The organism is Caballeronia udeis (assembly GCF_044909315.1).
GTDB classification, from domain to species: domain Bacteria; phylum Pseudomonadota; class Gammaproteobacteria; order Burkholderiales; family Burkholderiaceae; genus Caballeronia; species Caballeronia udeis_A.
In genome coordinates, this window is record NZ_JBIYEB010000015.1 from 134,148 (window position 1) to 157,159 (window position 23,012).

19 protein-coding genes are annotated in these 23,012 nt (G+C 60.6%); 9 read left to right on the forward strand and 10 right to left on the reverse strand.

The features are described 5' to 3' along the window. Positions 1–416: 416 nt before the first annotated feature. Both ABH944_RS23780 and ABH944_RS23785 read right to left on the reverse strand, forming a co-directional pair. Complete coding sequence (locus ABH944_RS23780) at positions 417–1,238, reverse strand: isocitrate lyase/PEP mutase family protein (RefSeq protein ID WP_404609709.1); 822 nt, start codon at positions 1,236–1,238, stop codon at positions 417–419. A 253-nt stretch (positions 1,239–1,491) separates the two neighbouring features. Next, complete coding sequence (locus tag ABH944_RS23785; protein WP_404609708.1) at positions 1,492–2,616, reverse strand: PLP-dependent cysteine synthase family protein; 1,125 nt, start codon at positions 2,614–2,616, stop codon at positions 1,492–1,494. Positions 2,617–3,387: 771 nt separating this feature from the next. Between ABH944_RS23785 and ABH944_RS23790 the strand changes: the two genes are divergently transcribed. After that, positions 3,388–4,449, forward strand: coding sequence for an NAD(P)-dependent alcohol dehydrogenase (locus ABH944_RS23790; protein WP_404609707.1), 1,062 nt, complete (start codon positions 3,388–3,390; stop codon positions 4,447–4,449). A 292-nt stretch (positions 4,450–4,741) separates the two neighbouring features. On the opposite strand, the gene ABH944_RS23795 is transcribed toward ABH944_RS23790, so the two are convergent. Next, positions 4,742–6,514: an NAD(P)/FAD-dependent oxidoreductase gene (locus tag ABH944_RS23795; RefSeq protein WP_404609706.1), complete on the reverse strand. Its 1,773-nt coding sequence runs from the start codon at positions 6,512–6,514 to the stop codon at positions 4,742–4,744. A 276-nt stretch (positions 6,515–6,790) separates the two neighbouring features. On the opposite strand from ABH944_RS23795, the gene ABH944_RS23800 reads away from it, so the two are divergent. The 3 genes from ABH944_RS23800 (at position 6,791) to ABH944_RS23810 (ending at position 8,588) form a co-directional block, all read left to right on the forward strand. Continuing rightward, positions 6,791–7,549: a helix-turn-helix transcriptional regulator gene (locus tag ABH944_RS23800; RefSeq protein ID WP_404659513.1), complete on the forward strand. Its 759-nt coding sequence runs from the start codon at positions 6,791–6,793 to the stop codon at positions 7,547–7,549. Between the two features lie 391 nt (positions 7,550–7,940). Continuing rightward, the gene (locus ABH944_RS23805) at positions 7,941–8,174 is read left to right on the forward strand and encodes a hypothetical protein (protein ID WP_404609704.1); all 234 of its coding nucleotides are present in this window, start codon (positions 7,941–7,943) and stop codon (positions 8,172–8,174) included. 189 nt (positions 8,175–8,363) lie between these two features. Beyond that, a complete protein-coding gene (locus ABH944_RS23810) occupies positions 8,364–8,588 on the forward strand; it encodes a hypothetical protein (protein WP_404609703.1) in 225 nt (74 codons plus the stop codon). 45 nt (positions 8,589–8,633) lie between these two features. Here the strand turns inward: ABH944_RS23810 and ABH944_RS23815 are convergent, their stop codons facing one another. The 3 genes from ABH944_RS23815 to ABH944_RS23825 all read right to left on the reverse strand — a co-directional run bounded on the left by ABH944_RS23815 (position 8,634) and on the right by ABH944_RS23825 (position 11,256). Next, positions 8,634–9,650, reverse strand: coding sequence for a DMT family transporter (locus ABH944_RS23815; protein WP_404609702.1), 1,017 nt, complete (start codon positions 9,648–9,650; stop codon positions 8,634–8,636). Between the two features lie 31 nt (positions 9,651–9,681). Continuing rightward, positions 9,682–10,311, reverse strand: a complete 630-nt coding sequence (locus tag ABH944_RS23820) for a TetR/AcrR family transcriptional regulator (protein ID WP_404609701.1) — start codon at positions 10,309–10,311, stop codon at positions 9,682–9,684. 78 nt (positions 10,312–10,389) lie between these two features. Next, positions 10,390–11,256, reverse strand: a complete 867-nt coding sequence (locus tag ABH944_RS23825; RefSeq protein WP_404609700.1) for a LysR family transcriptional regulator — start codon at positions 11,254–11,256, stop codon at positions 10,390–10,392. Between the two features lie 205 nt (positions 11,257–11,461). Here ABH944_RS23825 and ABH944_RS23830 point away from each other — a divergent pair, with 205 nt between their 5' ends. Together ABH944_RS23830 and hpaC are read left to right on the forward strand one after the other, a co-directional pair. Beyond that, positions 11,462–11,896, forward strand: coding sequence for a VOC family protein (locus ABH944_RS23830; protein ID WP_097275448.1), 435 nt, complete (start codon positions 11,462–11,464; stop codon positions 11,894–11,896). A 299-nt stretch (positions 11,897–12,195) separates the two neighbouring features. Then, complete coding sequence (gene hpaC, locus ABH944_RS23835) at positions 12,196–12,708, forward strand: 4-hydroxyphenylacetate 3-monooxygenase, reductase component (RefSeq protein WP_404609699.1); 513 nt, start codon at positions 12,196–12,198, stop codon at positions 12,706–12,708. A gap of 25 nt (positions 12,709–12,733) precedes the next feature. Here hpaC and ABH944_RS23840 read toward each other — a convergent pair whose 3' ends face one another. The 3 genes from ABH944_RS23840 to ABH944_RS23850 all read right to left on the reverse strand — a co-directional run bounded on the left by ABH944_RS23840 (position 12,734) and on the right by ABH944_RS23850 (position 15,097). Then, positions 12,734–13,537: a transglutaminase-like domain-containing protein gene (locus ABH944_RS23840; protein WP_404609698.1), complete on the reverse strand. Its 804-nt coding sequence runs from the start codon at positions 13,535–13,537 to the stop codon at positions 12,734–12,736. Between the two features lie 125 nt (positions 13,538–13,662). Continuing rightward, positions 13,663–14,862 carry a zinc-binding metallopeptidase family protein gene (locus ABH944_RS23845; RefSeq protein WP_404609697.1) on the reverse strand — a complete coding sequence of 400 codons (1,200 nt, stop codon included), beginning with the start codon at positions 14,860–14,862 and terminating at the stop codon, positions 13,663–13,665. After that, positions 14,768–15,097 (reverse strand): hypothetical protein, encoded by a 330-nt coding sequence (locus tag ABH944_RS23850; protein ID WP_404609845.1) that lies wholly within the window; start codon positions 15,095–15,097, stop codon positions 14,768–14,770. Before ABH944_RS23850 ends, ABH944_RS23845 begins: the two co-directional genes overlap by 95 nt. Positions 15,098–15,123: 26 nt before the next feature. On the opposite strand from ABH944_RS23850, the gene ABH944_RS23855 reads away from it, so the two are divergent. Genes ABH944_RS23855 through ABH944_RS23865 form a run of 3 tightly spaced genes read left to right on the forward strand, consistent with a single transcriptional unit; the run spans position 15,124 to position 22,097 of the window. After that, the gene (locus ABH944_RS23855; protein ID WP_404609696.1) at positions 15,124–18,585 is read left to right on the forward strand and encodes a transglutaminase family protein; all 3,462 of its coding nucleotides are present in this window, start codon (positions 15,124–15,126) and stop codon (positions 18,583–18,585) included. A 24-nt stretch (positions 18,586–18,609) separates the two neighbouring features. After that, a complete protein-coding gene (locus ABH944_RS23860) occupies positions 18,610–21,183 on the forward strand; it encodes a circularly permuted type 2 ATP-grasp protein (RefSeq protein WP_404609695.1) in 2,574 nt (857 codons plus the stop codon). Further along, positions 21,180–22,097, forward strand: a complete 918-nt coding sequence (locus tag ABH944_RS23865) for a transglutaminase family protein (RefSeq protein WP_404609694.1) — start codon at positions 21,180–21,182, stop codon at positions 22,095–22,097. Before ABH944_RS23860 ends, ABH944_RS23865 begins: the two co-directional genes overlap by 4 nt. A 156-nt stretch (positions 22,098–22,253) precedes the next feature. On the opposite strand, the gene ABH944_RS23870 is transcribed toward ABH944_RS23865, so the two are convergent. Beyond that, positions 22,254–22,868 carry a glutathione S-transferase gene (locus ABH944_RS23870; protein ID WP_404609693.1) on the reverse strand — a complete coding sequence of 205 codons (615 nt, stop codon included), beginning with the start codon at positions 22,866–22,868 and terminating at the stop codon, positions 22,254–22,256. Between the last annotated feature and the right edge of the window lie 144 nt (positions 22,869–23,012).

Genomic DNA, 23,012 nt, shown 5'->3' on the forward strand with positions numbered 1-23,012 from the left:
TTGCCACAGCCCGTAGCGCCAAGCGCCCGAAGCTATCCGGTCGAAAGAAGAGGAAGAGACAGCGAGAGCGCGCCTGCATGTGCGGGCGAACTGATAACGGACTGTCTGGAAATGGCGCAGGCTGCTATGCCCGCGCGGACGGCGACCTAAACTGGCCGGCGCGTCGAGTAAGGGACGGCGCTATCAAAGAATGTGAGCATCTTTTCGCCTCCCTTTGAGAAATGAAGCTTGAGTGACGTGGGACCGGGTGGCCATCCACGTCTAAATATTATCAGGCACTTATGGAGCTTGCCAACCCCTTTCGGCCGCTTTGGGCCACCCACATGTTGTCGAGCCGACACAGTACGAGATGGTTGAATGTCCCTGCGCCGCAGGGACATTCACGAAATCAACGCGGTTAAGCCGGGCCCTCAGACTCAGGCGAATCCACCGAAGATATCGTTCAGTTGCTTGCCCGGTGCGGCGCCCGCGAGGCCATCGAAGGAACCGGCCTTCATGTGTTCCGCGGCCGTCAACATGGCCTGCCATGCAACCCGCGCCAGCCCTCCGCCGACACTGATCCGGCGCACGCCAAGGTCCTCCAGTTCGGCGACGCTCAAGCCGGGCCGCATCATCAGTACGTTGAGCGGCTTGGGCGCCACCGCGCGAACCATGACGGCTATATCGGCCTTGTCGACCACGCCCGGCGCATACAAACAGTCGGCGCCTTCCGCCGCGAAAGCCACGAGTTTATCGATGGACTGGCTGAGCGCGCCCGGATCGCTGAGCAGGATTTCGGTGCGCGCGACCAGGATCACGTCATCGCCGGACCGGTCGATCGCCGCACGGGCCGCGCGCACGCGCTCCACTGCAAGAGCGGTGTCGTAGAGTCCAAACGGCGCTTCCACGTCGCGATCTTCAATCGACAAACCCGCCACGCCCGTCTGGATCGCGAGGCTGACGTTGGCCGCGAGTGTGGCCGGGTCTGAAGCGAAGCCGGACTCGAAATCGGCGTTGACGGGCAGGTCTACAGCCTCGCAGAGGGCTCCGAGATGCTGCAGAACATCAGGGCAGGTCACCGCGTAGTCGGGGCGGCCTGTGGACCACGCGAAGCCTGAACTGGTCGATGCCAGCGCAGCGAAACCGAGATGCTGCAGCATCCGGGCGCTGCCGGCATCCCAGGGGTTGGGCAACACGAAACAGCCTTGCTGGTGAAGCGCGCGGAAGGCCGCGCGTTTTTCGGCGACAGTACGGGTCATCGGAACCTCATCGTGTGTGGGCGAATAAATCGGGGTAACAAATGCGCGTCCGCGCATGTGTCCGCTCATGCAGCTTTGGGTGCGGGTAACTTCCTGATTCGTCTACCGCGGACCGCATCAGCGCAGACATGGTTACGAACGTAAAAACGTCGATACGCAATCTCATATGGGCGGGTCAGATTCAGGCGGATGCTCGTTACGCTCATGTGTAATCCCAAGCGCGCCCGAGCGGATCGCGCTTCAGGACCGCGCTTCAAATCCCCACTCCCGCCGCCGCCATTCCCGGCACGCTTTGCTGGGTCAGCACCGCTTCGCCGGCTACCGCGCGGGCAATCAGCGAATCGGGCTGCGCGACGGGAATTCCCTGCGCCTGGTACCAGGCGTCGTCATAGTAGGTGTTGCTATAACGTTCGCCGCTATCGCACAACAGGCTGACGATGGCCCCCTGTTCGCCCGCCTGCTTCATGCGCTCGGCCAGATACAGCACACCAACAAAATTGGTCCCGGTCGAGCCGCCGACGCGGCGGCCGAAGCGCCCGGCCAGATAGCGCATGGCGGCAAAGGACAACGCGTCGGGGACCTTGAGCATGGCGTCGATACAGGTCGGAATAAAGGAGCGTTCAACCCGCGGACGGCCGATGCCTTCAATCCTCGATCCGACATCGAGCGTCAGGCCAATGTCCGGCGTGCCCGCCAGCGTGCTTTTGAAGTAATCGAAAAATACCGAATTCTCGGGGTCGGTGCAAAGAATGCGCGTGGTGTGCCGCCGGTACGCTACATAGCGGCCCAACGTGGCGATCGTGCCGCCGGTGCCGCCGCTGGACACGAGCCAGGCAGGCACCGGGTACTCTTCGTCGTCCATCTGCTTGAAGATCGACTCGGCGATATTGTTGTTGGCCCGCCAGTCGGTCGCACGTTCGGCGTAGGTGAACTGGTCCATGAAATGACCGCCGCTTTCAGCTGCGAGCCGGTGCGATTCGGCGTAAATGCCCGCGGCGTTGGGGACCAGATGGCAGCGCCCGCCGTAGAACTCGATCGCGTCGATTTTCATCCGGGAGGTGCCCGCCGGAATCACAGCGACGAAGGGCAGGCCGAGCAGTCTCGCGAAGTACGCTTCGGAAATGGCGGTCGATCCGCTGGATGCTTCCACAATCGTGCTTTGCTCGCGCAGCCAGCCATTGCAAAGCGCATAGAGAAACAAGGATCGCGCCAGCCGATGTTTCAGGCTGCCGGTCGGATGGCTGGATTCGTCCTTGAAATAGAAACGGATAGCCGGATAACCGGGCAGGTCGAGCGGAATCAGGTGGGTATCGGCGCAACGGTTGAAGTCGGCTTCAATCTTGCGAATCGCTTCACGGGTCCAGTCGGAACGTGGCATGGAAATCCCCACCCAGTGACGGCTAACAGCAGATTGACGCGCAACTCCGGCTCATGCGCGCGGTTATCGGTTATTGCACCGTGCTCCCGGCATGGCGTTCTCTGTCACGCCTGGCTTGGCCGGGGGCCCGATGTGAAGCCATCGTACACGAGAGTGGCAAGCCGGTTTTCACAATTGCAAGGGCTTGGCTACCGGTCATGAAGGCGTCACCGGAAGTCCGTCAGGATGATGCCGTATCGATCGATTCAATGCATGATGGCGCATATCGGGTTTGATCACGACCAGGCGATGCGCGAGCAGCGCGTCTCGCCTCTGCAAATAACTCCCCGATATCAATCCGCGAATTGCTGCAACACGACATTCCATTAATTGGAATTGTGAAATCGCAATATTTCCATTGAGCGGTTGATCCGGAATTCGCATACTGTTCTGCGAAGGGGCACCCGGATGTTCCGGGCGTCCGGATTCAGATTCAGACTTGGAAACGAATCCCGGGGCGTGCGCGCAATTGCGTCTCTGATTGTGCAACCGCACAACCGGGCAATGTCGATACAAGCAAAGTTGGATCATGCCTGGCGCGGTTCCAGACGTCGTCAGCCCAAAGAAGCCTTCTCCACCAAGTTTTTCGCCTGTCGATCCGGCCGTTGTGACACAGGCCAGGGTTGTCTGCCCACGCGGATGTTCGCGGTTTTGAGCGGACAGCGCGCTCCGGTATCGACGAACAAGCGAAGAACAAGCAACAAACACACGAACCATTTCAAGGACCACACCATGTACAAGACCTATGGCTATGCAGCGCATTCCGCCGATGCGCCGTTTGCCCCTTTCGCCTTCGATCGCCGCGATACCGGTCCGCACGATGTCCGTATCGAGATCCTCTATTGCGGCGTGTGCCATTCGGACCTGCACACCGCGCGCGGCGAATGGGCGGGTACGGTGTACCCGAACGTGCCGGGACACGAAATTGTCGGCCGGGTGACCGAGGTCGGATCTGAAGTCACGAAGTTCAAGGTAGGCACGCTGGCGGGTGTCGGCTGCATGGTGGATTCGTGCCGGACTTGCCCGTCTTGCCTGGAAGGTCTCGAGCAGTATTGCGAGGGCAGCGGTTTTGTCGGTACCTACAACGCGCCCGACAAAAACACGGGCGGCGTGACCTATGGCGGCTACTCCAAGTCGATCGTGGTGGACGAAGCCTTCACGCTGCGTGTTCCCGAGAACCTCGACCTCGCCGCCGTGGCGCCGTTGTTATGCGCGGGGATCACCACTTACTCGCCGCTGCGCCACTGGAACGTCAAGGCCGGGCAGAAGGTCGGAATTGTCGGGCTGGGCGGGCTCGGTCATATGGGCGTGAAGCTCGCGGCTGCGTTCGGTGCGCACGTGGTGTTGTTCACCACGTCGGCCAGCAAGGTTGAGGACGCGAAGCGGCTTGGCGCACACGAGGTTGTGATTTCGAAAGACCCGGAACAGATGGCGCAACACGTCAACTCGTTCGATTTCATTCTCAACACTGTCGCGGCCTCCCACGACCTCGACCTGTTCACAGCGCTGCTCAAGCGCGATGGAACCATGACGCTCGTCGGCGTGCCGGAGCATGCCCATCCGTCGCCGGCAATCGGCAACCTCATTTTCAAGCGTCGTGCGCTGGCAGGTTCGTTGATCGGCGGAATCGCGGAAACGCAGGAAATGCTCGATTTCTGCGGCGAGCATGGCATCACGTCGGACATCGAGATGATCAGGATGGACGAGATCGACAAGGCGTACGAGCGCATGGTCAAAAGCGATGTCAAATATCGCTTCGTGATCGACATGGCGTCGTTGAAAGAAACCGCCTGAGCATCGGCCAACTTATCGGCGAAAGCGGCGCGAACCCGGAATCCGGGCCGAAACCTGCAGCCTCTCGGTCCGCTTGTCCAGCCGCTTCGTGTCCTCATAAATGAGGATGCAGAATGCTTGTTAATCAGTTAAGTTCTTAAACAAAGCCGGGGGGCTTCACCGTCTACACCGCACTCCGATGGCAAAGCGAACGTGCCCGAGAATGTCCGTGCGTTCCGCCATACGAAACTGAGAGACTAAGACCCGCCTTGTGCGGGTCTTTTTTTGGATCAACGCGCGGCGAACGCGGGTTTCAACGCCAGCCGCTGGCCTCCCGGTTCTCACCGGTCGATGCACCGCTGTAGTCGTACTGGGGCGACATATTGTCCAGCGGGTTGTTCGGCACGACACTGCCGCCGAGGCTCCGGATCACGGCGCACACCGCATTAATGCCCGTTTGCAGCGCGCCTTCCACCCATCCGCCAGTGAACGAGCAGCTGTCTCCGGCCAGATAGATGAAGGGGTCCGTCGCAGATTGCAGGCTGTCCTGGAACTGGAAGAACAGCTGCTGGCTCTGGGCATCGCCGCCGGCGAAATTCAACTTGAACGCGCCGTAATAACCCTGCTGCAGATCCCAGTCGACGGTCTTCACGTAGGTCTGGTAGTCGTTATTGATCGGCACGACATACTCCGCAAACGCGGCATTGGTCTGTGCCAGGTCGGCTACGAGCCGCTGCACGCGCTGCTGATTGTCGCCGAGCGCAAGTTGCTTGATGGCGTCGTCTCCCCACGCGTAGCTGAGCAGCACGACACCCGGTGCATCGGGGTCCGCAGGGGCATAGTCGAGACAGTACACACCGCGTACCAGCGTATCGGTCTGGATGTTCGCGGGCAGGTTCTCGTCCAGCCAGAATTTCCGCTGCGTCATCACGAACACCTTCGACGAACTGGTCAGGTGCACGTCATCGACCGCCGAGCGCTGCTGCGCTGACAGCGCCGACGCGGGTCCGGTCAACGCCATGTCGATCTGCATCGCGCGTGTGCTGGCCGTTACGATCACACGGTCGGCGAACTGGACCGACCCATCCGCCAGCGCGAGCATCACACCCTCGCTACTACGGGTGACGCGTGAAACCGGCGTGTTGACGACACGTTGCGCAATCGAGCGGCCACCGAATTCCTGCGCGCTAAATGCATCCGCCAGCGATTCGATGCCGGCCGGGATAAACAACTGGTCGGTTTCGAGTTCATCGACCATCAGGCGCACGATCTCCAGGAAAGCGACCGGGTACATAGGTCCCAGTCCACCCGACCCCACGCCCAGCGCGCCAAATAGTTGGTAGTCGTCCGGGTTGCGCCATTGCTTGCCGCCGGGAGGATTCGCGCCGCTGAACAGCGTCTGCAGCGCGCTATAGAAACTCTGGTTACCGAACATGTCGATATACGCCTGCCACGCGGTCCGCGCCGCCCCTGTCTGTCCGTTGCGCAACAACCCGGTGATGGCAACCGGCGCGAGCAAGGCCGGTCCGGAGGATGGCTTGAAACCGTCGTTGATGAACGCGCTCCAGCCCGCATGGACGGTCGCGAACATATCGGGCGGGTTGCCGTGCGCCGGCCACGTGTAGGTCTGTCCTTGATAGCCAAGATTGGTCAGCACCTGGCCCGGATCGGGGAAATTCGAGTTCGCCTGGATCCCGAAGCGATCGAGATAATGAAACAGGCTGTACTCGCTGGGAGGAAAACGCATGGCGCCGAGTTCGGCCAGGAATGCGGGTGCCTCGCTCGTAAACGGAATGCTGCAGGCCCGCCCGCCAATGCGCCCGGACGCTTCGTACAGCACCATGTTCGAAGCGCCGGCACGCAGCAGTTCATACGCAGACACAAGCCCGCTCATACCCGCGCCAATAATCGCAATCGTCGAGTTATCGGCCGCGGGCAGTTTGCCCAGTGAATCCGGCGACGCGGCGAGCAATGCACCGTAGTCGAACAGGGTATCGATATAACCAAAGCTCGGGCGCTCAGCGGGAGGAGTGTCACCGGCTGTAATGACGGGTTTGCGACGACGTAGATTCGGAATGAAGGCCATGCATTTCCCCATTTGGCAGAAGGATTTCCCTGTTTGCAGGAGTCGGGACTGTCTGGCGGCGGGCTGGATTGCCTCCGTTTCGCGATACATTCGAGTGATTGGCTCGTCAGATGAAATAACGGTTAACTCGTTAACGGCACGAATAAAACAGACTTGAATCAGCAATATCGTCCGTGTAGTCTGCGAAGCAGTATTTCAAAATGTGGTGGCTTGCGCGCGGAGAAAATGTAGGCGAGCTATTAACCCGGGACCGACCAGCATGTCCGTGAAATGTATTTGACGAGCCGAGAAACCAGCCTGGTTTCCGACATCTTCGCTGTGCTTGCCGATTCACTTCCTGAGCAGGTGATGCGGCAGGAAGTAGGCATGCGCATGCTCAGCTTGCTGCGTGCGGACCACCTGGGGTCATATGTCTGGGACGAGACGAAGAAGGAATTCGTTAATCGGGTCTCGTTCAACATGTCCGAAGACAACTTGTCCGAGTACGAGCACTACTATCAGTACCGCGATACCGTGACCCCGAGGCTGCAAAACTGCCGCGAGGCGGTTCGTGTGACCAATGTGATTCCGCAAGGCGAGTTGATGCGGACCGAACTGTTCAACGACTTTCTGCGTCGTGACGGTCTGCACTGGGGCATGAACGTTTATGCGTGGGCCGGCGATGCCAATATTGGCGACCTGCGTATCTGGCGAGGCAAACATCGGGATGATTTCTCCGATCATGACCTCGCTATGGCCGAGTTCATTCGCCCGGCTTTTACCGCAGCGCTCGCACGAGCCCGCATCGCAGCAGGGCTGACGGAGCCGTCCGGGACGCAAGCCAGGCCGATTTCAGAAGACGTGCTGAAGAACCTGACGGCGCGAGAACGGGATGTGGTCCGGCTGGTGGTCGAAGGCTTGCTCGACAAGGAAATCGCGTTCCGGCTGGGCATTTCCTATACAACGGTCCGTACGCATATTGACCGTTCTTTCCATAAGCTGGGCGTTGGAAGCAGGTCCAAGCTGATTCGCGCAGTGCAGACGAACGGCCGGTAACGCGCCGCGCAGTCTAAAATCACTTTAATAAATAATCAACGAGCAGAAAATAATCCTCGTCGAATGCTGCGCGCAACCAACGTGTTGCTTTAATTAGAACATGGCGTTCGAATAACTGATCCATAAAAAATCCAGCGATAATGTCATCCTGGCATGCAAACTCAGTTGAATTCAGTTTGCTTATCTCCCGTTCTGGACAGTATTCCGCTTTTTCCTATAACGGCCGTTTGTGACGCTGGTGCGGTGCATCTATGCACCCTTATTTATGGTTTTCAGATAAAATTAATTACTAGAGTTTTCCGTCTAGGGAAAATCCTCAAAATTGGGGATTCGCTGTAGATAAAGTCGCGGTACTGTCGGGTGCTTGGTCTTTATTACTGGAGCATGAGCCGTGAGCTTTGACCAGACCTTTCCAAACGCCGCCCGGCATCCGTTATTAATTGAGCAGGAGCTTGCACACCTGGAGCGGATTGTTCCGCGCTGGAGTGAAGAGGGCCGCGGTTCGGTATTCGGCCAGGCTTATTGGCGCAAGCGTGTCATTGATCTGGCGCGTTTTCCAGAACTGACGCCGAACCAGCACGCCATCGTGCAGCGAATACTCGAATGCGTGAACACGGCAGTTTGACCGTGGTGCTTGAGTCGCGTGACCGCTCGAATTGAAAGAACGGGTGCACGCAAAATTCGATTACCCGGGGTTTGGTTCGCATTTTGACATATTGATTCGTATGCACTGCGCATCGATGCTTCAACGTCGGGAACGTTGCGGCTTTCATTCCTGCTTCCATTGCCTCAAACTAAACCGAGAGAGTTGAATATGGAAATGCAATACCGGGGATCGACCATACGGCCCGTGGTTGCTCCCGCGCAGGGCGCCTTCGATTCATTCGTGATCATTCGGGACGAGCATGGAAATCAACGTTCGCACGGCACGCTCGGCCGCTTCGCTTCGCATAATGCCGCCACGAATTTTGCGGTCGCCTGGGCAATAGCCTGCGTGGACGGAGAGGCAGTACCACGGGCGCCGTTCCAGCTCGCCTGACGGCGGGCTTGATAAGGCCGCTGCCCCGTTGGTAGCGGTGCGCTTCTACGGTCTCGCCGCAAGGCGCTGCGCGCGGCGGCGCAAATAAAGGTTGTTGAGAATCAGCGCGGCGCCTGTCATGCAGGCGCCTGCAATCTGCATGTGTGTCGGAATCAATCCGCTGATCGCCGACACAACAAAGGTGGTCACGGGAAGCACGTCCATGAACAGCACGCCATTGAGCGGCGTCAGGATCCTGTTCCCCATGTTCCAGAACAGAATGGCGATAAAACCTGCCACAGGTCCCATATAAAGCAGGTGGGGGAGGATGGCGATCAACGTGGCCGCGGTCGGAACGGGCATCACATGCAGCGCAAATAACAGCAGGTTGAGCCCCATGATCGTAGTCAGGCCGAGCCAGGTTGTCATGGTCGTGTATTTGAGCGCGGACCATGTCTTGAAGTACGACGCACTGAACGTGTAGATCACCCAGCACAGCGCACCCACCACAATCAACGCGTTCGCCGAGTAGTGCCGAGGCTCGCTCAGGAGGGCCGCAATATCGCCCTTCGTCACCACCAGTGCGACCCCGGCAAACGACATCAGGATAAACAGAAACGAATACAGCGGCGGCAGGACCCGGCGCACGACGGAGTTCACGATCAGGCCCATCATCGGCTGGGTTGCCATCATGATCGATGCAGTCAGCGCGCCGTCGCGTCCGGCCAGTTGCTGGCCAAGAAAGACCAACGAACCGAATCCGCAAAAGCCGATCGAACCCAGCAACCAGGCAAGCACAATAGGTTCTCCTCTAAACCGGAATGCGCTTCGGCCTTCCTTCACCCGCAGCAGGACGAGAAACGCGCTGCCGGCAATCAGGTAGCGCAACGACGTGAACGTGAATGGATCGATATGCCGCAGTGCGCTTGTCATGATGGGAAACATGATGCCCATCAGGATGGTCGCGCTCATGCATAGCAGCACGCCTTTCAGGTATCCGGCGCGCACGGCGGCAATGGGTACGCGTGGGACCGAAGCCGGCTGACCTGCGGCAGTCGCTTGATGCTCGAATAATTTATTCATGACTTATCGTTCAAAAATTAGGAAAAAATTTTTAGAGCAGCGCGCGCAGGGTCATGTCGACGATGCCAACCAGCTTCTTTTCGCTTACCTCGACTTTGCCCAGCACCCGCAGTCCCTGCACAATGCACAACAAGAAAGTGCCGACGGTGTTTTCGTCGAGATCCGCATTGAACTCTCCGGCTTGCTGACCGCGGATCACGGCTGCAGTCAACTGAGCACCAATGCGCTGGAGGGTAGTTTCGATGTAAGGCCGCAATACGTCGTCGGCGGGAAGCAGTTCAAGCGCCGCGTTGGTGATGAAACATCCATGGCGCCCGGCGAGGTCGGCGCTGAGCCGGGTGTAGTGGAGCAACGCCTCCCGCAAGCATTCACGCGGCGGCAGATCGGCTTCAAGACGCTCCTTGAGCCGGGCAACCGCGCCATCGGCATACCGTTCGAACGCGGCAATCAACAACCCGTGCTTGTCACCGAATGCACCGTACAGGCTGCCACGCAGCAGCCCGGTCGCATCGCATAAGGTCCCGACCGAGGTCGCGTGATATCCCCCCTCCCAGAACACCCGGCCGGCGGAAGCAACGACTTCGTCGAGATCAAATTCACGGGGGCGCCCGCGCTCCTGTGAGCGCTCGGCAGACTGAGGCAAGGAGGAAGACTTTGTCATGCGTGGATATTATGACCTATCGTTCAACAAATCAAGGCCGCACTCAAAACGACTTGAAAGCCGGCATCTCTCGATCTCTCATCGAGGCAGAACGGCGCAGACAGACCCGGCGAATTGCACGGTGACGGTTTGCTCATTTCGCGTCTGTCGCTGGACAAGGCCGATTTCGCGAACGAAGGTCTCGTCTCCGAGAGACAGGGCACGGACGGTCTCCGGCATGTGCAACGCGGACGACTGCGGGATAAGCGCAATACCTACCCCGTGAGCCACGAGCCCGACGATCCCCTGCAATTCATCGAGTTCGACCACGTCCTGCACCGTCACGCGAATCCTCCTGAGAAAGCGGTCCACGAGACGGCCGCCAAAGGAACTCCGGTCGTATCGGATAAACGGCTCTGACTTGAGCAGCGAGCGCCACGGCCGGTCCGCCAGTTCGCTCGGGACCAGCAGCACGAAGGTTTCGGTGAGCAGGGTGCGCCAGTGCAGTTCGGCGGGGAGCGCGAAAGGGGGCTTGATGATCACCGCGACATCGACTTCGCCCGAGTCCACCTGCGCCAGCAAGTTGAGCGACACCCCGGGAACCACGCGGATTCGCCACCCGGGTGAGGTCTGCCGGAACAATTCGATGGCACTGACCAGAAACGACGCCTGCGCCGAAGCAATAGCCCCGACCCGCAGCAGGCCGGACTGTTCCGCAGTCCCTCCGCGTGCGGCGAGGCGGGCGTAGACCGATAACAATTCCTCGGCCGAATCGACCGTCTGCCTGCCCGCTGCGTTGAGCGTGGCCGAGCGGCCGGTCCGGTCGAACAGAGGAAAACCCAGGTCTTCCTCCAGCCGCTGGATCTGCGCGCTGACAGCCGATTGCGTCAACCCGATATGCGCGCCTGCACTCGCGAACGTTCCAAAACGCACCACGGCCAGAAAGGTTTTCAGCTCGCGCATCATGGTTTTATCGACCAGTTCAATGATTTTAATCGATCGATTTTAGTGATGCTGAGCCAAAAAAACTATCGTTATTCAACTATTATCGTTGCCCCTACACTGTCTTTCATGGCGTGACATTCATTTTGCACACGTCATGAGGGCGGCGCGGACAGAACGTGTCCGTGTCGTCGAAGACGGCTTACTCAATCAATATCCGGGCCCCGCCATGAGCGATACCACTGCTGCCATTTCCCCTTTTCATCTTGCCTTTCCGGTTCACGACATCGCGGCCGCCCGTGCGTTTTATGGCGACCTGCTTGGTTGTCCGGAAGGCCGTAGCGCGCCCGACTGGGTGGACTTCAATTTCTATGGGCACCAGATCGTCGCTCATCTTGCACCGGACGAAATCGGTCATCGGAAGACGAGCGAGGTAGACGGCGATGCGGTCCCGGTCCGGCACTTCGGCGTCGTGCTGCCGATGGACCAGTGGCAAGCGGCGTCGGACAAGCTCACGGCGGCCGGGGTGGAATTCATCATCGAACCGCATGTGCGCTTCAAGGGCGAAGTCGGCGAACAGGCGACCATGTTCTTCCTGGACCCGTCAGGTAACGCGCTCGAGATCAAGGCGTTTGCGAACATCGCCTCGCTGTTTGCCAAGTAGTCCGGCAGCCATTCTCCCCACGCGCTGAACTGCGGCATCCGCCGGGTTGCCGGCCGATGCCGCGTGGCCGTTCCCCGGTCATTTATCCGCGGATGTGGTCCAGCAGGCATACCGGTCAGCCGGGATCGCGGCAATCTACCGCCATTACCGGATACAGCCGCCTGGTCAGCGTTTCCCACGGTCGCGTTGCAGCTCGCCATTCCCGGCGAAGCGACCCGACGGCAACGCACAAGGCACAGCGGGACTCTCGACAGAGTCCGTTGCATTCAGGCGTATTCGCGTGAACCGGGGAACAAGACATGAATAACGAAAGCACCCGCAAGCTGTTCCGGGAGGCCATGGCGTACCTGTCCGCGGCGGTCAACATCATCACCACCGATGGCCCGCGCGGGCGCTGCGGCATGACCGCAAGCGCGGTGTGTTCGGTCACCGACACACCGCCGACCATGCTTGTCTGCGTGAACCAGTCAAGCTCTGCGCATGCCGTGCTCGCGGGCAACGGCAACGTCTGCATCAACGTGCTGCCCGCTGATCACCAGGAGCTGGCGCGCCATTTCGCGGGCATGACCAGGCTGCCGATGAACGAGCGATTCGAGCAGCAGGAGTGGACCGCGGGACGCCTCGGCTTGCCCGTTCTCCGCGATGCGCTCGCCAGTCTCGAAGGCCGTATTGTCGATACGAAGACCGTGGGCTCGCACTCGGTGATGTTCGTGGAAGTGGCGGACATCGTGGTGCGGGGCGACGGCGACAGCCTGATCTATTTCGGCCGCCACTTTCATCGGCTGGCTCGTACGGCGCCCGCACCTTGCTGAGCCTGCTTGAGTACGCCGTGCTGTTTTATTGAGGCTCGCAGACCACGCTGAACCTCACCAGTGTGGTGGCGCCGAAGGTGTTGCTCAACGCGACATCGGCGGCGTCACGGCCTCGCGCCATCAACACGCGGCCGGTACGCGGCGCGTTATTGCGGGGATCGAACGTGTGCCACGTGTCGCCCAGATACACCTCGATCCAGGCGCAGAAATCCATGGGTGCATAGGGCGGCGGCAAACCGACGTCGCTGATATACCCCGTGCAGTAGCGCGCCGGAATGTTCATCGCCCGGCATAGCGCGACGGCCAGATGCGCAAAGTCCCGGCATACGCCCACACCTTCCCGATACGCTTCAAATGCCGTCTTGGTTGGACGCGCGCAGTTGTAATCAAAGCGGATGTGCCGATGAACAAAGTCGCAAATAGCCTGCACCCGGGCACGTCCGAGCGGTGTATGGCCAAACATCTGCCAGGCGGCGTCGGACAGCAGGTCGGTCTCGCAGTAGCGGCTGCCGAGCAGGAACTGCATGCACTCGTCGGGCAGCGCTTCAACGGCATGCTGATAAGCGTTTTGTTCCGGCAACTCCGGATAAGGCGGCACGTCGATCAAACCCTGCGTGGACAGCGTGAGCCAGCCTTGCGGCGCGACCAGCCGGCTGCACAGATTGCCGAACGAGTCGCGATACTGCGAGTAGGGTACACGCGGGTCAACCCTCAGGATGTCGGGGACAAGGATGTTCTGCGCACGTGACGCGTGCATGTTCAGCATCAGCAGCATCGGAGTCGGCTGCACGCATTCATAGACCAGTTCGTAACCAACGCGGAGCTTCATCGGACTGACCTTTTTGGGTTGGGCGCGTGAATGGCCGTGGAGCCACCGGCTTCGCCCTGGCGTGTCTCGGCAAGGGCGATGGTTGAGACAGAGTTCAACATGTCGAACTCCTGATTAATTGCCGATCAACCGGTTGCCGCCGGCTGGTCCTGCGGGTCCTGCTCAATTCCCTGGTTAATTCCCTGCTCAATTTCCGGCTTGATTTCTTGCTGAGCGTCAGCGTTCGGTTCGTTCGCTGGTTTCCGATCACCGGCGCCTGCTATCACTTTATGCACGAAACGCAGCTTGGCGACGACCTTCGGCGAGAGCGTGAACGGGTATGCATCGGCCAGCCCCAGGCTTCGATTCAAGCTGTTCAATGCGTACATCAGCGGAAACCATTGCTTCATGAGCTTATCGAAATTGGTGTTCTCGATCGGCTCGATCTCGGTAAGCGACGGTTCGTTGTCGGACTTTGGATCGAGCTTGAATCCGCAGGCGGCAGCAGTGTCCACCGTATCGACGATATGCAGGTAATGAGCCCACGTCTCCGCCCAGTCTTCCCACGGATGCATGGTGGCGTAGGCGCTCACATAAGACTGGTCCCAGTCGGCCGGCGGTCCATTGTCGTAGTGCGCCTGCATCGCCTGGGCGTAGTCAACGCGTTCGTCGCCGAACATCTCTCGAAACGGCGCTTCCCAGTTGGTATTCGTCACCAGCCGGTCGAAATAGTAGTGTCCTATCTCATGCCGGAAATGTCCCAGCAGCGTGCGGTACGGCTCGTGCATTTCCGCGCGCATGCGTTCACGCAGCGCGTCGTCGGCTTCGGCTATGTTCATCGTAATGAGGCCGTTGTCGTGACCGGTCAGGACTTTCGGCCCCATGTCACCGTCCTCAAGAAACTCGAACTGCAAACCGGTGTCCGGATTGGTCCGCCTGGAATCCGTGTTCAGGCCGAGTGCCGAGAGCGCAAACAGCAAGCGCCGCTTGGCCGTCTCCAGCTTGTACCAGTAGACGCGATTGTCAGGCTGGGAAAGATTGGGGATGGTTCGCGTCAGGCTGCAAGCCGGGCACAATATGTCCGGCGAATCGGCCGGGATCATCCAGTTGCAAACATTCTCCAGCGCGTAGTTATTGCACTGCCGGAACAGTGCACCGTTCGCCGATGGATTCAACGCACGCCACAGCGCAATACCGGACGGATCGCCGGCCGTGTCGCCAGCCGGTTCGAACGCGCAAACTTCGGACAATTCAGGGACGAAGCCCAGCAACGCCGCACAGGATTCGCATTTCACGTTCTCGAAAAAAACGTGATGCTGGCAACGGCCGCAATGGAATGTTTTCATATTGACGAGATAGGCTGGCAAGCAAGGCGTGGTGACTGCGATGCAGGCTTTCAAGCAAGCCACGTGCCGCCGCAGGAACGGTCCGGTCCGGACGCAAAGAGCGCTTTACGCGCCAATTTGGTGCACCAGCGGATGCTGAAAATGGTTTAAACGCAGTATTGAGTGCATGAAAGTTGCCGGGAGCCTTGCCCGATGGTGCGTTCGACCAAACGGCATGGAGTTTGCTTTTGAACATTGCCAAAATTCGTCCAGGAGTCAGGTGTGTCAATCCGTGTCGCGTTGAACCATGTCACGCACTACCGTTATGACCGCCTCGTCGGCCTTTCCCCGCAGGTCGTGCGCCTGCGGCCTGCGCCGCATTGCCGTACCCCGATCGTTTCGTATTCGATGCGGGTCGAGCCAGCCGACCATTTCATCAACTGGCAGCAGGACGCGTTTGCCAACTATCAGGCGCGGCTCGTCTTCCCCGAGAAGACGCAGGAATTCAAGATCACGGTCGATCTGGTCGCCGAGATGGCGGTCTATAACCCCTTCGACTTTTTCCTCGAGCCCTACGCCGAGAAATTCCCGTTCGAGTACGAACCCCAGCTCGCGGCCGAGCTTGCGCCGTACCTGATCAAGCGCGAGCCCACGCCGTTGCTGGCCAGGTTTGTCGAGAGCATCGACAAGGCACCCAAGATAACGGCCGATTTCCTGGTCGAACTGAATCAGCGGCTGCAGCACGACATTGGCTACGTGATCCGCATGGAGCCCGGTGTCCAGACGCCGGAGGAGACGCTTGAAAAAGCGTTGGGATCGTGCCGCGACACGGGTTGGCTGCTCGTTGAAACCTTGCGGCAGCTTGGGCTCGCCGCGCGTTTTGTGTCGGGGTACCTGATCCAGCTCACGCCTGACCAGAAGTCGCTCGATGGCCCGAGCGGTACCGAAGTCGACTTCACCGACCTGCACGCGTGGTGCGAGGTCTTCCTGCCCGGCGCCGGCTGGATCGGGCTCGACCCCACCTCAGGGCTGCTGGCCGGCGAGGGACATATCCCCGTCGCGTGCACGCCCGAACCTGGCAGCGCCGCGCCTATCTCCGGCGCGGTCGATGAAAGCGAAGTCGAGTTCGAGCACATCATGCAGGTGCAGCGCGTGCTCGAAACCCCGCGCGTGACGAAACCGTACACGGAAGAAGTGTGGTCCGCGGTGCAGAAGATGGGCGCCCAGGTCGACCAGCAACTGACCGACATGGACGTGCGCCTGACGATGGGCGGCGAGCCCACGTTCGTCGCCGTGAGCGACCGCGATGCGGCCGAATGGAACACCGACGCACTGGGGCCGACGAAGCGCGGTTATGCCGTCTCGCTGATGGACAAGCTGCGTGCGCGTTATGGCGTGGGTGGTTTCCTGCATCTGGGCCAGGGCAAGTGGTATCCGGGCGAGCAGTTGCCGCGCTGGGCCATGTCGCTGTTCTGGCGCGCGGATGGCGAGCCGATCTGGGAGGCCCCGACGCTTTTCGCCGATGAACGCGATCCCGGCCAGTACACCGCTGAAGATGCCCGGCGGTTTATCGAACATCTGGCTGGCAAGGTCTCGCTGGATCCTTCGTATATCCAGCCCGGCTACGAAGACACGTTCTACTACCTGTGGCGTGAACGCCGCCTGCCGGTGAACGTGGACCCGTTTGAATCCGAACTCGACGACGAGATGGAGCGCATGCGCTTGCGTCGCGTATTCGACGCGGGCTTGTCGCAGGTGACGGGCTACGTTTTGCCTATCGCGCGTGAACGCGATATCCCGATGCAAGAGCCGGCGTGGGTCAGCGGCCCCTGGTTTTTCCGCGATGGCCGCATGTACCTGATCCCCGGCGACTCGCCAATGGGGTACCGCCTGCCGCTGGAATCGCTGCCGTGGGTGAGCGCCGGGGATTATCCGTATCAACATCCGCACGACCCGTTCGGGCCGCCAGCGCCGTTGCGTCAGGCGATGGAATTGCGCATGCAATATCGCGGTGAGGCGATCCCCGGAGAGACCCTGGAAGGAAGAGCGGGCGAGGGTGCCGGAGCAGGAGCGGGCACGGGTAAGGGCGCAGCAGCAGGCGCCGGGCAACGGCCTGCGACCTCAACCCGCGAGCCGTCGCGCGGCGAGTCCGCTTCGTGGATCCGGCGTACAGCGTTGTGTGTTGAAGCGCGTGATCCGGCGCGTGCTGCAGGACCGGACGTCGAAGCGGAATCGTTTGGAAGCGGCAAGACCCTGCTGCATGTGTTCATGCCGCCGCTGACCGAACTCGATGACTACCTCGACCTTCTCGCGGCCATTGAGGCAACAGCGGCCGATCTGCGCATGAAAGTGGTGATAGAAGGGTATCCGCCGCCGCGCGACGCGCGTCTCAAGATGCTGCAAGTGACTCCTGACCCGGGCGTGATCGAAGTGAACATTCACCCGGCTTCGAGCTGGGATCAACTCGTCGATCACACCGAGTTCCTGTATCAGTCGGCGCACGAAAGTTATCTCAGCACCGAGAAGTTCATGACCGACGGCCGTCACACCGGCACGGGCGGCGGCAATCACTTCGTGCTTGGCGGCGCGACGCCTGCCGACAGCCCGTTCCTGCGGCGTCCCGACCTGCTGGCCAGCCTGATTGCGTACTTCATCAACCATCCGTCGATGTCGTACCTGTTCTCGGGATTGTTCCTCGGACCGACGAGCCAGGCGCCGCGTGTTGACGAAGCCCGCAATGACCAGCTTTACGAGCTGGAGATTGCGTTCAAGGAGATCGAGCATCAGCTCGAACGCCTGGGCGGGCGCGATAGCGCGCTGTTGCCGCCGTGGCTGATCGACCGGACGCTGCGCAACCTGCTGATCGATGTGACCGGCAACACGCACCGCGCGGAATTCTGCATCGACAAGCTTTATTCCCCCGATGGTCCGACCGGCCGCCTCGGCCTGCTTGAACTGCGGGGTTTTGAAATGCCGCCGCACGCGCGCATGAGCCTCGTCCAGCAATTGCTGCTGCGCGCGCTCGTCGCGCGGTTCTGGGACAAACCGTACACCACACGTCTCACGCGCTGGGACACGGAACTGCATGACCGTTTCATGCTCGGCACGTTCATCGAAATGGATTTCCACGACGTCATCGCAGACCTCAATGAAGCCGGTTATGCATTCGATGCCGCGTGGTTCGCGCCGCATTTCGAGTTCCGTTTCCCGCTGGTGGGGGCGGTCCAGACGAGCGGCATCGAACTGACGGTGCGCAGCGCGCTGGAGCCGTGGCACGTGATGGGCGAGCAGGGGTCGCCGGGCGGTACGGTGCGTTACGTGGATTCGTCGGTGGAACGGCTTGAAGTGCGGGTGCTCGGTCTCAACGACAACCGCCATGTGGTGACCGTCAACGGCGTGCCGCTGCCGTTGCAACCCACCGGCCGGGTGAGTGAACATGTGGCGGGCGTGCGCTTCCGTGCATGGTCCCAGCCGACGGCGCTGCATCCGTCAATTGGCGTGGATGCGCCGCTCACCTTTGACATAGTTGACACCTGGAGCAACCGGTCCATAGGTGGATGCCGGTATCATGTAGCCCATCCGGGTGGCCGCAACTACGTGACCTATCCGGTCAACGCATACGAGGCGGAAAGCCGGCGGCGTTCGCGCTTTTTCCGGATCGGCCATACACCTGGACGGATGGTCGTGGAGGAACCAAAGCGCAGCCTGGAATTTCCGTTCACACTCGATTTGCGCCGACGGTAGCCTTATCAACGAAAACTACTCAATTTGGCCTTCCAATCCACGCTTCCGTTTGAAGCAATCACGAACCGCGCGAGTGTGTCGTCACACCTTCGCGCGGTACCGGCCCGGGAGGGACATTGGGACGAACTGCGCGACGCGTCGGGCCAGTTGCGCGCTCCCTGGCAGCAATTCTTCGATCTGCTCGGCGACGACGGCATAGCCGACCTCGACCGGGCGACCGCTTCAATTGCGCAGCAGGTCCGCGACAACGACATCAGCTACAACGTCTATGCGGACGGAGGCGAGCCTCGCCCCTGGGCGCTGGACCTGCTGCCGTTTCTTATCGATGAAGGCGAGTGGGCAGTGATCGAGCGCGCGGTGACGCAGCGCGCGAAGTTGCTCAACGCCGTCGTCGCCGACATCTACGGGCCTCAGACGCTGCTGCACGACGGCCTGCTGCCGCCCGCGCTGGTGTTCGGGCATCCAGGCTATCTGCGCTCCGTGAAGGGCTTCGTGCCGCCCGGCGCGCAGTATCTGCAACTGGTTGCCGTGGACCTGACGCGCGCGCCCAACGGCGCATGGACGGTGATGGCTCACCGGACGGAAGCGCCGTCAGGACTCGGTTATGCGCTGGAAAACCGGTTGATCGTCTCGGATGTATTCGCCGAGCCGTTCCGCTCCATGAAGGTCCAGAGGCTCGCGCCGTTCTATTCGCAACTGATCGCCGCGCTGGTCCAGGGCGGCCGGGCAATGATGTCCGGCGAAGGCTCGCCGCACATTGCGCTGCTGACGCCCGGGCCGTTCAGCGAAACCTTCTTCGAGCATGCGTTCCTGGCTCGTTACCTCGGCGTTACGCTGGTCGAAGGCAAGGACCTGACCGTGCGCGACGACATGCTGTTCCTCAAGACCTTCGCCGGACTGGAACGGGTTCATGTGCTGATGCGCCGCCTGGACGATGCATTCTGCGATCCGGTCGAATTGCGCGCCGATTCCACTATCGGCGTGCCGGGTCTGCTGCAGGTAATGCGCGCCGGCAACGTGATGGTGTCCAACGTGCCGGGCTCGGGTTTTGTCGAGTCGCCGGCGCTGCATGGTTTCCTGCCCGCCATCTCGCGGGCGCTGCTCAACGAGCCGCTGGAACTCGCCAGCGTGCCCACGTGGTGGTGCGGTGAACAGGCAGCGCGCGAAGCGGTGCTGGCGCGTCTGGACAAGGCTTTCGTGATTCCCACCTGGCCGGGCTTGCCGCTTAACGGCGGCGGCCCGCGCGGTTTCGGCGACGGCCTGCAACCCCTCGCCGGCTGGCGCGCGCGGATTGACGCCATGCCGGACGCGTTCACCATCCAGAACCTGTTCCCTAGTTCGCACGCGCCGCGTTATGAAGACAACACGCTGACCGGCCGGCCATCGGTGTTGCGGGTTTATGCGATTGCGAACATCGACGGCGGCTGGTCCGTGATGCCCGGCGGATTCACACGGCTTGGGGCGGAACGCCAACCGTCGGTATCGATGCAATACGGCAGCAGCAGCGTCGACACCTGGGTGTTGTCGAGCAAGCCGGCTTCAAGCCTCTCGCTGCTCCCCACGCCAATAAAGCCGGCTGACCTTGCGCGCAAGCATCGGACGGTCTCGAGTCGGGCCGCGGAAAACCTCTTCTGGGCCGGACGATACGGAGAACGCGCCGAGAACAATGTGCGGCTGCTGCGCGTGATCCTCTCGTCTATAGACAGCAACGACTCCGAGGGCATGCTGGAGACCATGGTGGACCTCGCGTGGCAATGTGGCCTGCTGCCTCCCGGCACGCCGTTGCAAGGGCACACGGCGCGCGGGCTTGAACGGTTGCTGGTCGCCAATATTGGCGAGAACGGCACGGCGGCGAGTATTGGCCAGAACCTGGCGAGCCAGGTGCGTGCGAGCGGCGAGATTCGCGGGCGTCTTTCGACCGATCACTGGCGCACGATCCTTGCCGCGCGAAACGATTTCCGCGACGCCATCCAGAAATTCAAGCCGGGACCGGGCGTGGAGCGTTACGACCGCGTGAAGCTGACGCGCACGCTCGAGACGCTGTCGACGCAACTGCTCGCGATCAGCGGTGCGCAGGGTGACCGCATGACACGCGACGAAGCATGGAAGCTGGTGTTCGCGGGACGGCACATCGAACGCGTATGGACGATGACCACCTTCCTGCGCGTGGCCGCCGAGCATGGCCAGATGACGACGCCGGCCGGGTTCGACCTGCTGCTGCAATTGTTCGACAGCACGCTCACGTATCGATCGCTGTACCCGGGCCGTTTCGAGGTTCCCGCGCTGATCGACCTGCTGGTGGTCGAGCCGACCAACCCGCGCGGGCTGTACGGCGTGTACTCGCGCTTGTGCACCAAGCTCAACGAGATTTCGGTTGCAGCCGGCAACACGAACCACGGCGCATTCAGCGACGCAACGCAGTTGCTGAAGTCCCTGCGAGGACTCGAGCAACTGTGCACGACCGACGAAGACGGCGGTTATGGCGAACTCGTGCGGGCCTGCGAGGAACTCGGCGATCACGTCAGCGCGGCTGCGCATGAAATCAGCGCACGCTACTTCAGCCATGCGAATACGCAGGCATTACAGGTGTCGTCGTGAAGATTCCGAAAACCGTGTTGTGGGTGTCGCACCGGACGACCTACCGTTATTCAACGTACGTGGAAACGGCTCAGCATCTCGCGACTATCCGGCCGCAGAACTGCGCGTGGCAGCGGGTGATCTCGCACACCGAAAGCATTGATCCGAAGCCGCCGTACATCAATAGCCGCGTGGATACCTTCGGTAACGACGTGCTGTATTTTTCGCTCGAGTCACCGCACCGCTCATTGCAGATGGTCAGCGAAACGACCGTCGAACTGACGCCGCGATGGGCCTCGCTCGATCCGGCGACCACGCCGGCGTGGGACGAGGTCGCAAAAAGCATGCGTTTTAGCGCTAGTGCACCGTTTCGCCCCGAGGCGGAGTTTTGCTTTGCATCGCCGAATATCAGTCTCGGGCAGGACCTGCGGGATTACGCGCTGGAGAGTTTTCCTGCGGGCAAGCCGCTGGCGGAAGGGGCTATCGACCTGATGCACCGGATTCATGGCGACTTCAAGTACAAGCCCCTGGCGACGTCCTACGACACGCCGGCTCATCGCGCGTTTGAAATGCGCCGGGGCGTCTGTCAGGATTTTGCGCAGGTGATGATTGGATGCATGCGCTCGCTCGGGTTGCCGGCCCGGTACGTGAGTGGATATTTGCGCAATGATCCCGCGCCGGGGCAGCAGAAGCTGATCGGTGCGGATGCATCGCATGCGTGGGTGTCGGTGTTTTGCCCCGGCAGCGGGTGGATCGATCTTGATCCGACCAACGACGTGCTCGCCGATCTCGAGCATGTGACGCTTGCCACGGGACGGGACTATAGCGACGTGTCGCTGCTGCGGGGGATGATTCTCGGCGGCGGCTCACATCGGGTCGATGTGGGGGTGACCGTGCTGGCGCTGGATCCCGAGTCTGACGCCGAGGCTGATTAAGGGCGCGTTGTCCGTACGCGCCGGACGCACTGCAAACCATCCGCCGGCGCGGCCGCACCTCTTCAGTTATGCCCAACGGTAACTAAGCGCACGGCGTCATGCGCGGGCGAGCCCGGTCCGGTTCTGTAGCAAGTGCGTACCCGTGGGATGGCACGATCATTCAGGCGGCGTGCTCTCAAAAGCAGGCTGTCGCTCGGCGAAAGCCGAGAATGATTGCAGGTTGGGATACTCCGCCGCGACAACAATCTTCGGCACCATCATCTGGGTGAATCTCCAGGCGACCGCGACTATCACGCCCGCTTGTCCAAGCCGTCCCGCGTCGAGGGGCAGGGTACCCAAGCCCAGTTCAGCTTCGAGCACTGCGTACGCCGCCAGCAATTGAGTACTGACGCGATCGATCCACGGTTCGTGCTGTTTCTCGGCGGGTCGCAAGTTGCGTTCATAGACAATCTGAACCGTCTTCTCACACGCGGCCAGCGCGAGCCCTGTGAGCCTGGTTGCACGCAAACGATCCTCAGCGTGCTCCGGTGTCGAGGTGACATCTGCCTTCGCAATGGCCGTTACATAGTCGAGGATCAGTGTGGAATCCATCAGGCTTTGACCGTCGTCGAGGATCAGGGTGGGTGCCTTCACGACCGGGTTGAGCTTGCGGAATTCCTCGAAGCCACTGAATACCGAAACCGAACGATGTTCGAAATCAAGCTCAAGCAGCTTGAGGCCGATTGCCACCCGGCGCACATAAGGCGAGTCCAGCATGCCGATCAGTTTCATACGCTTCCCGTTAGAATATCTATCATGCCGCCATCGGTACGCCTTCGTCCGGGCGCACCGATGTAAGAATATAAGACAGCTATTTCCATCAGATTAAACATTTAGCCGGCGCATGAAAAGCGACATAAACAAACGTCTTCGGTA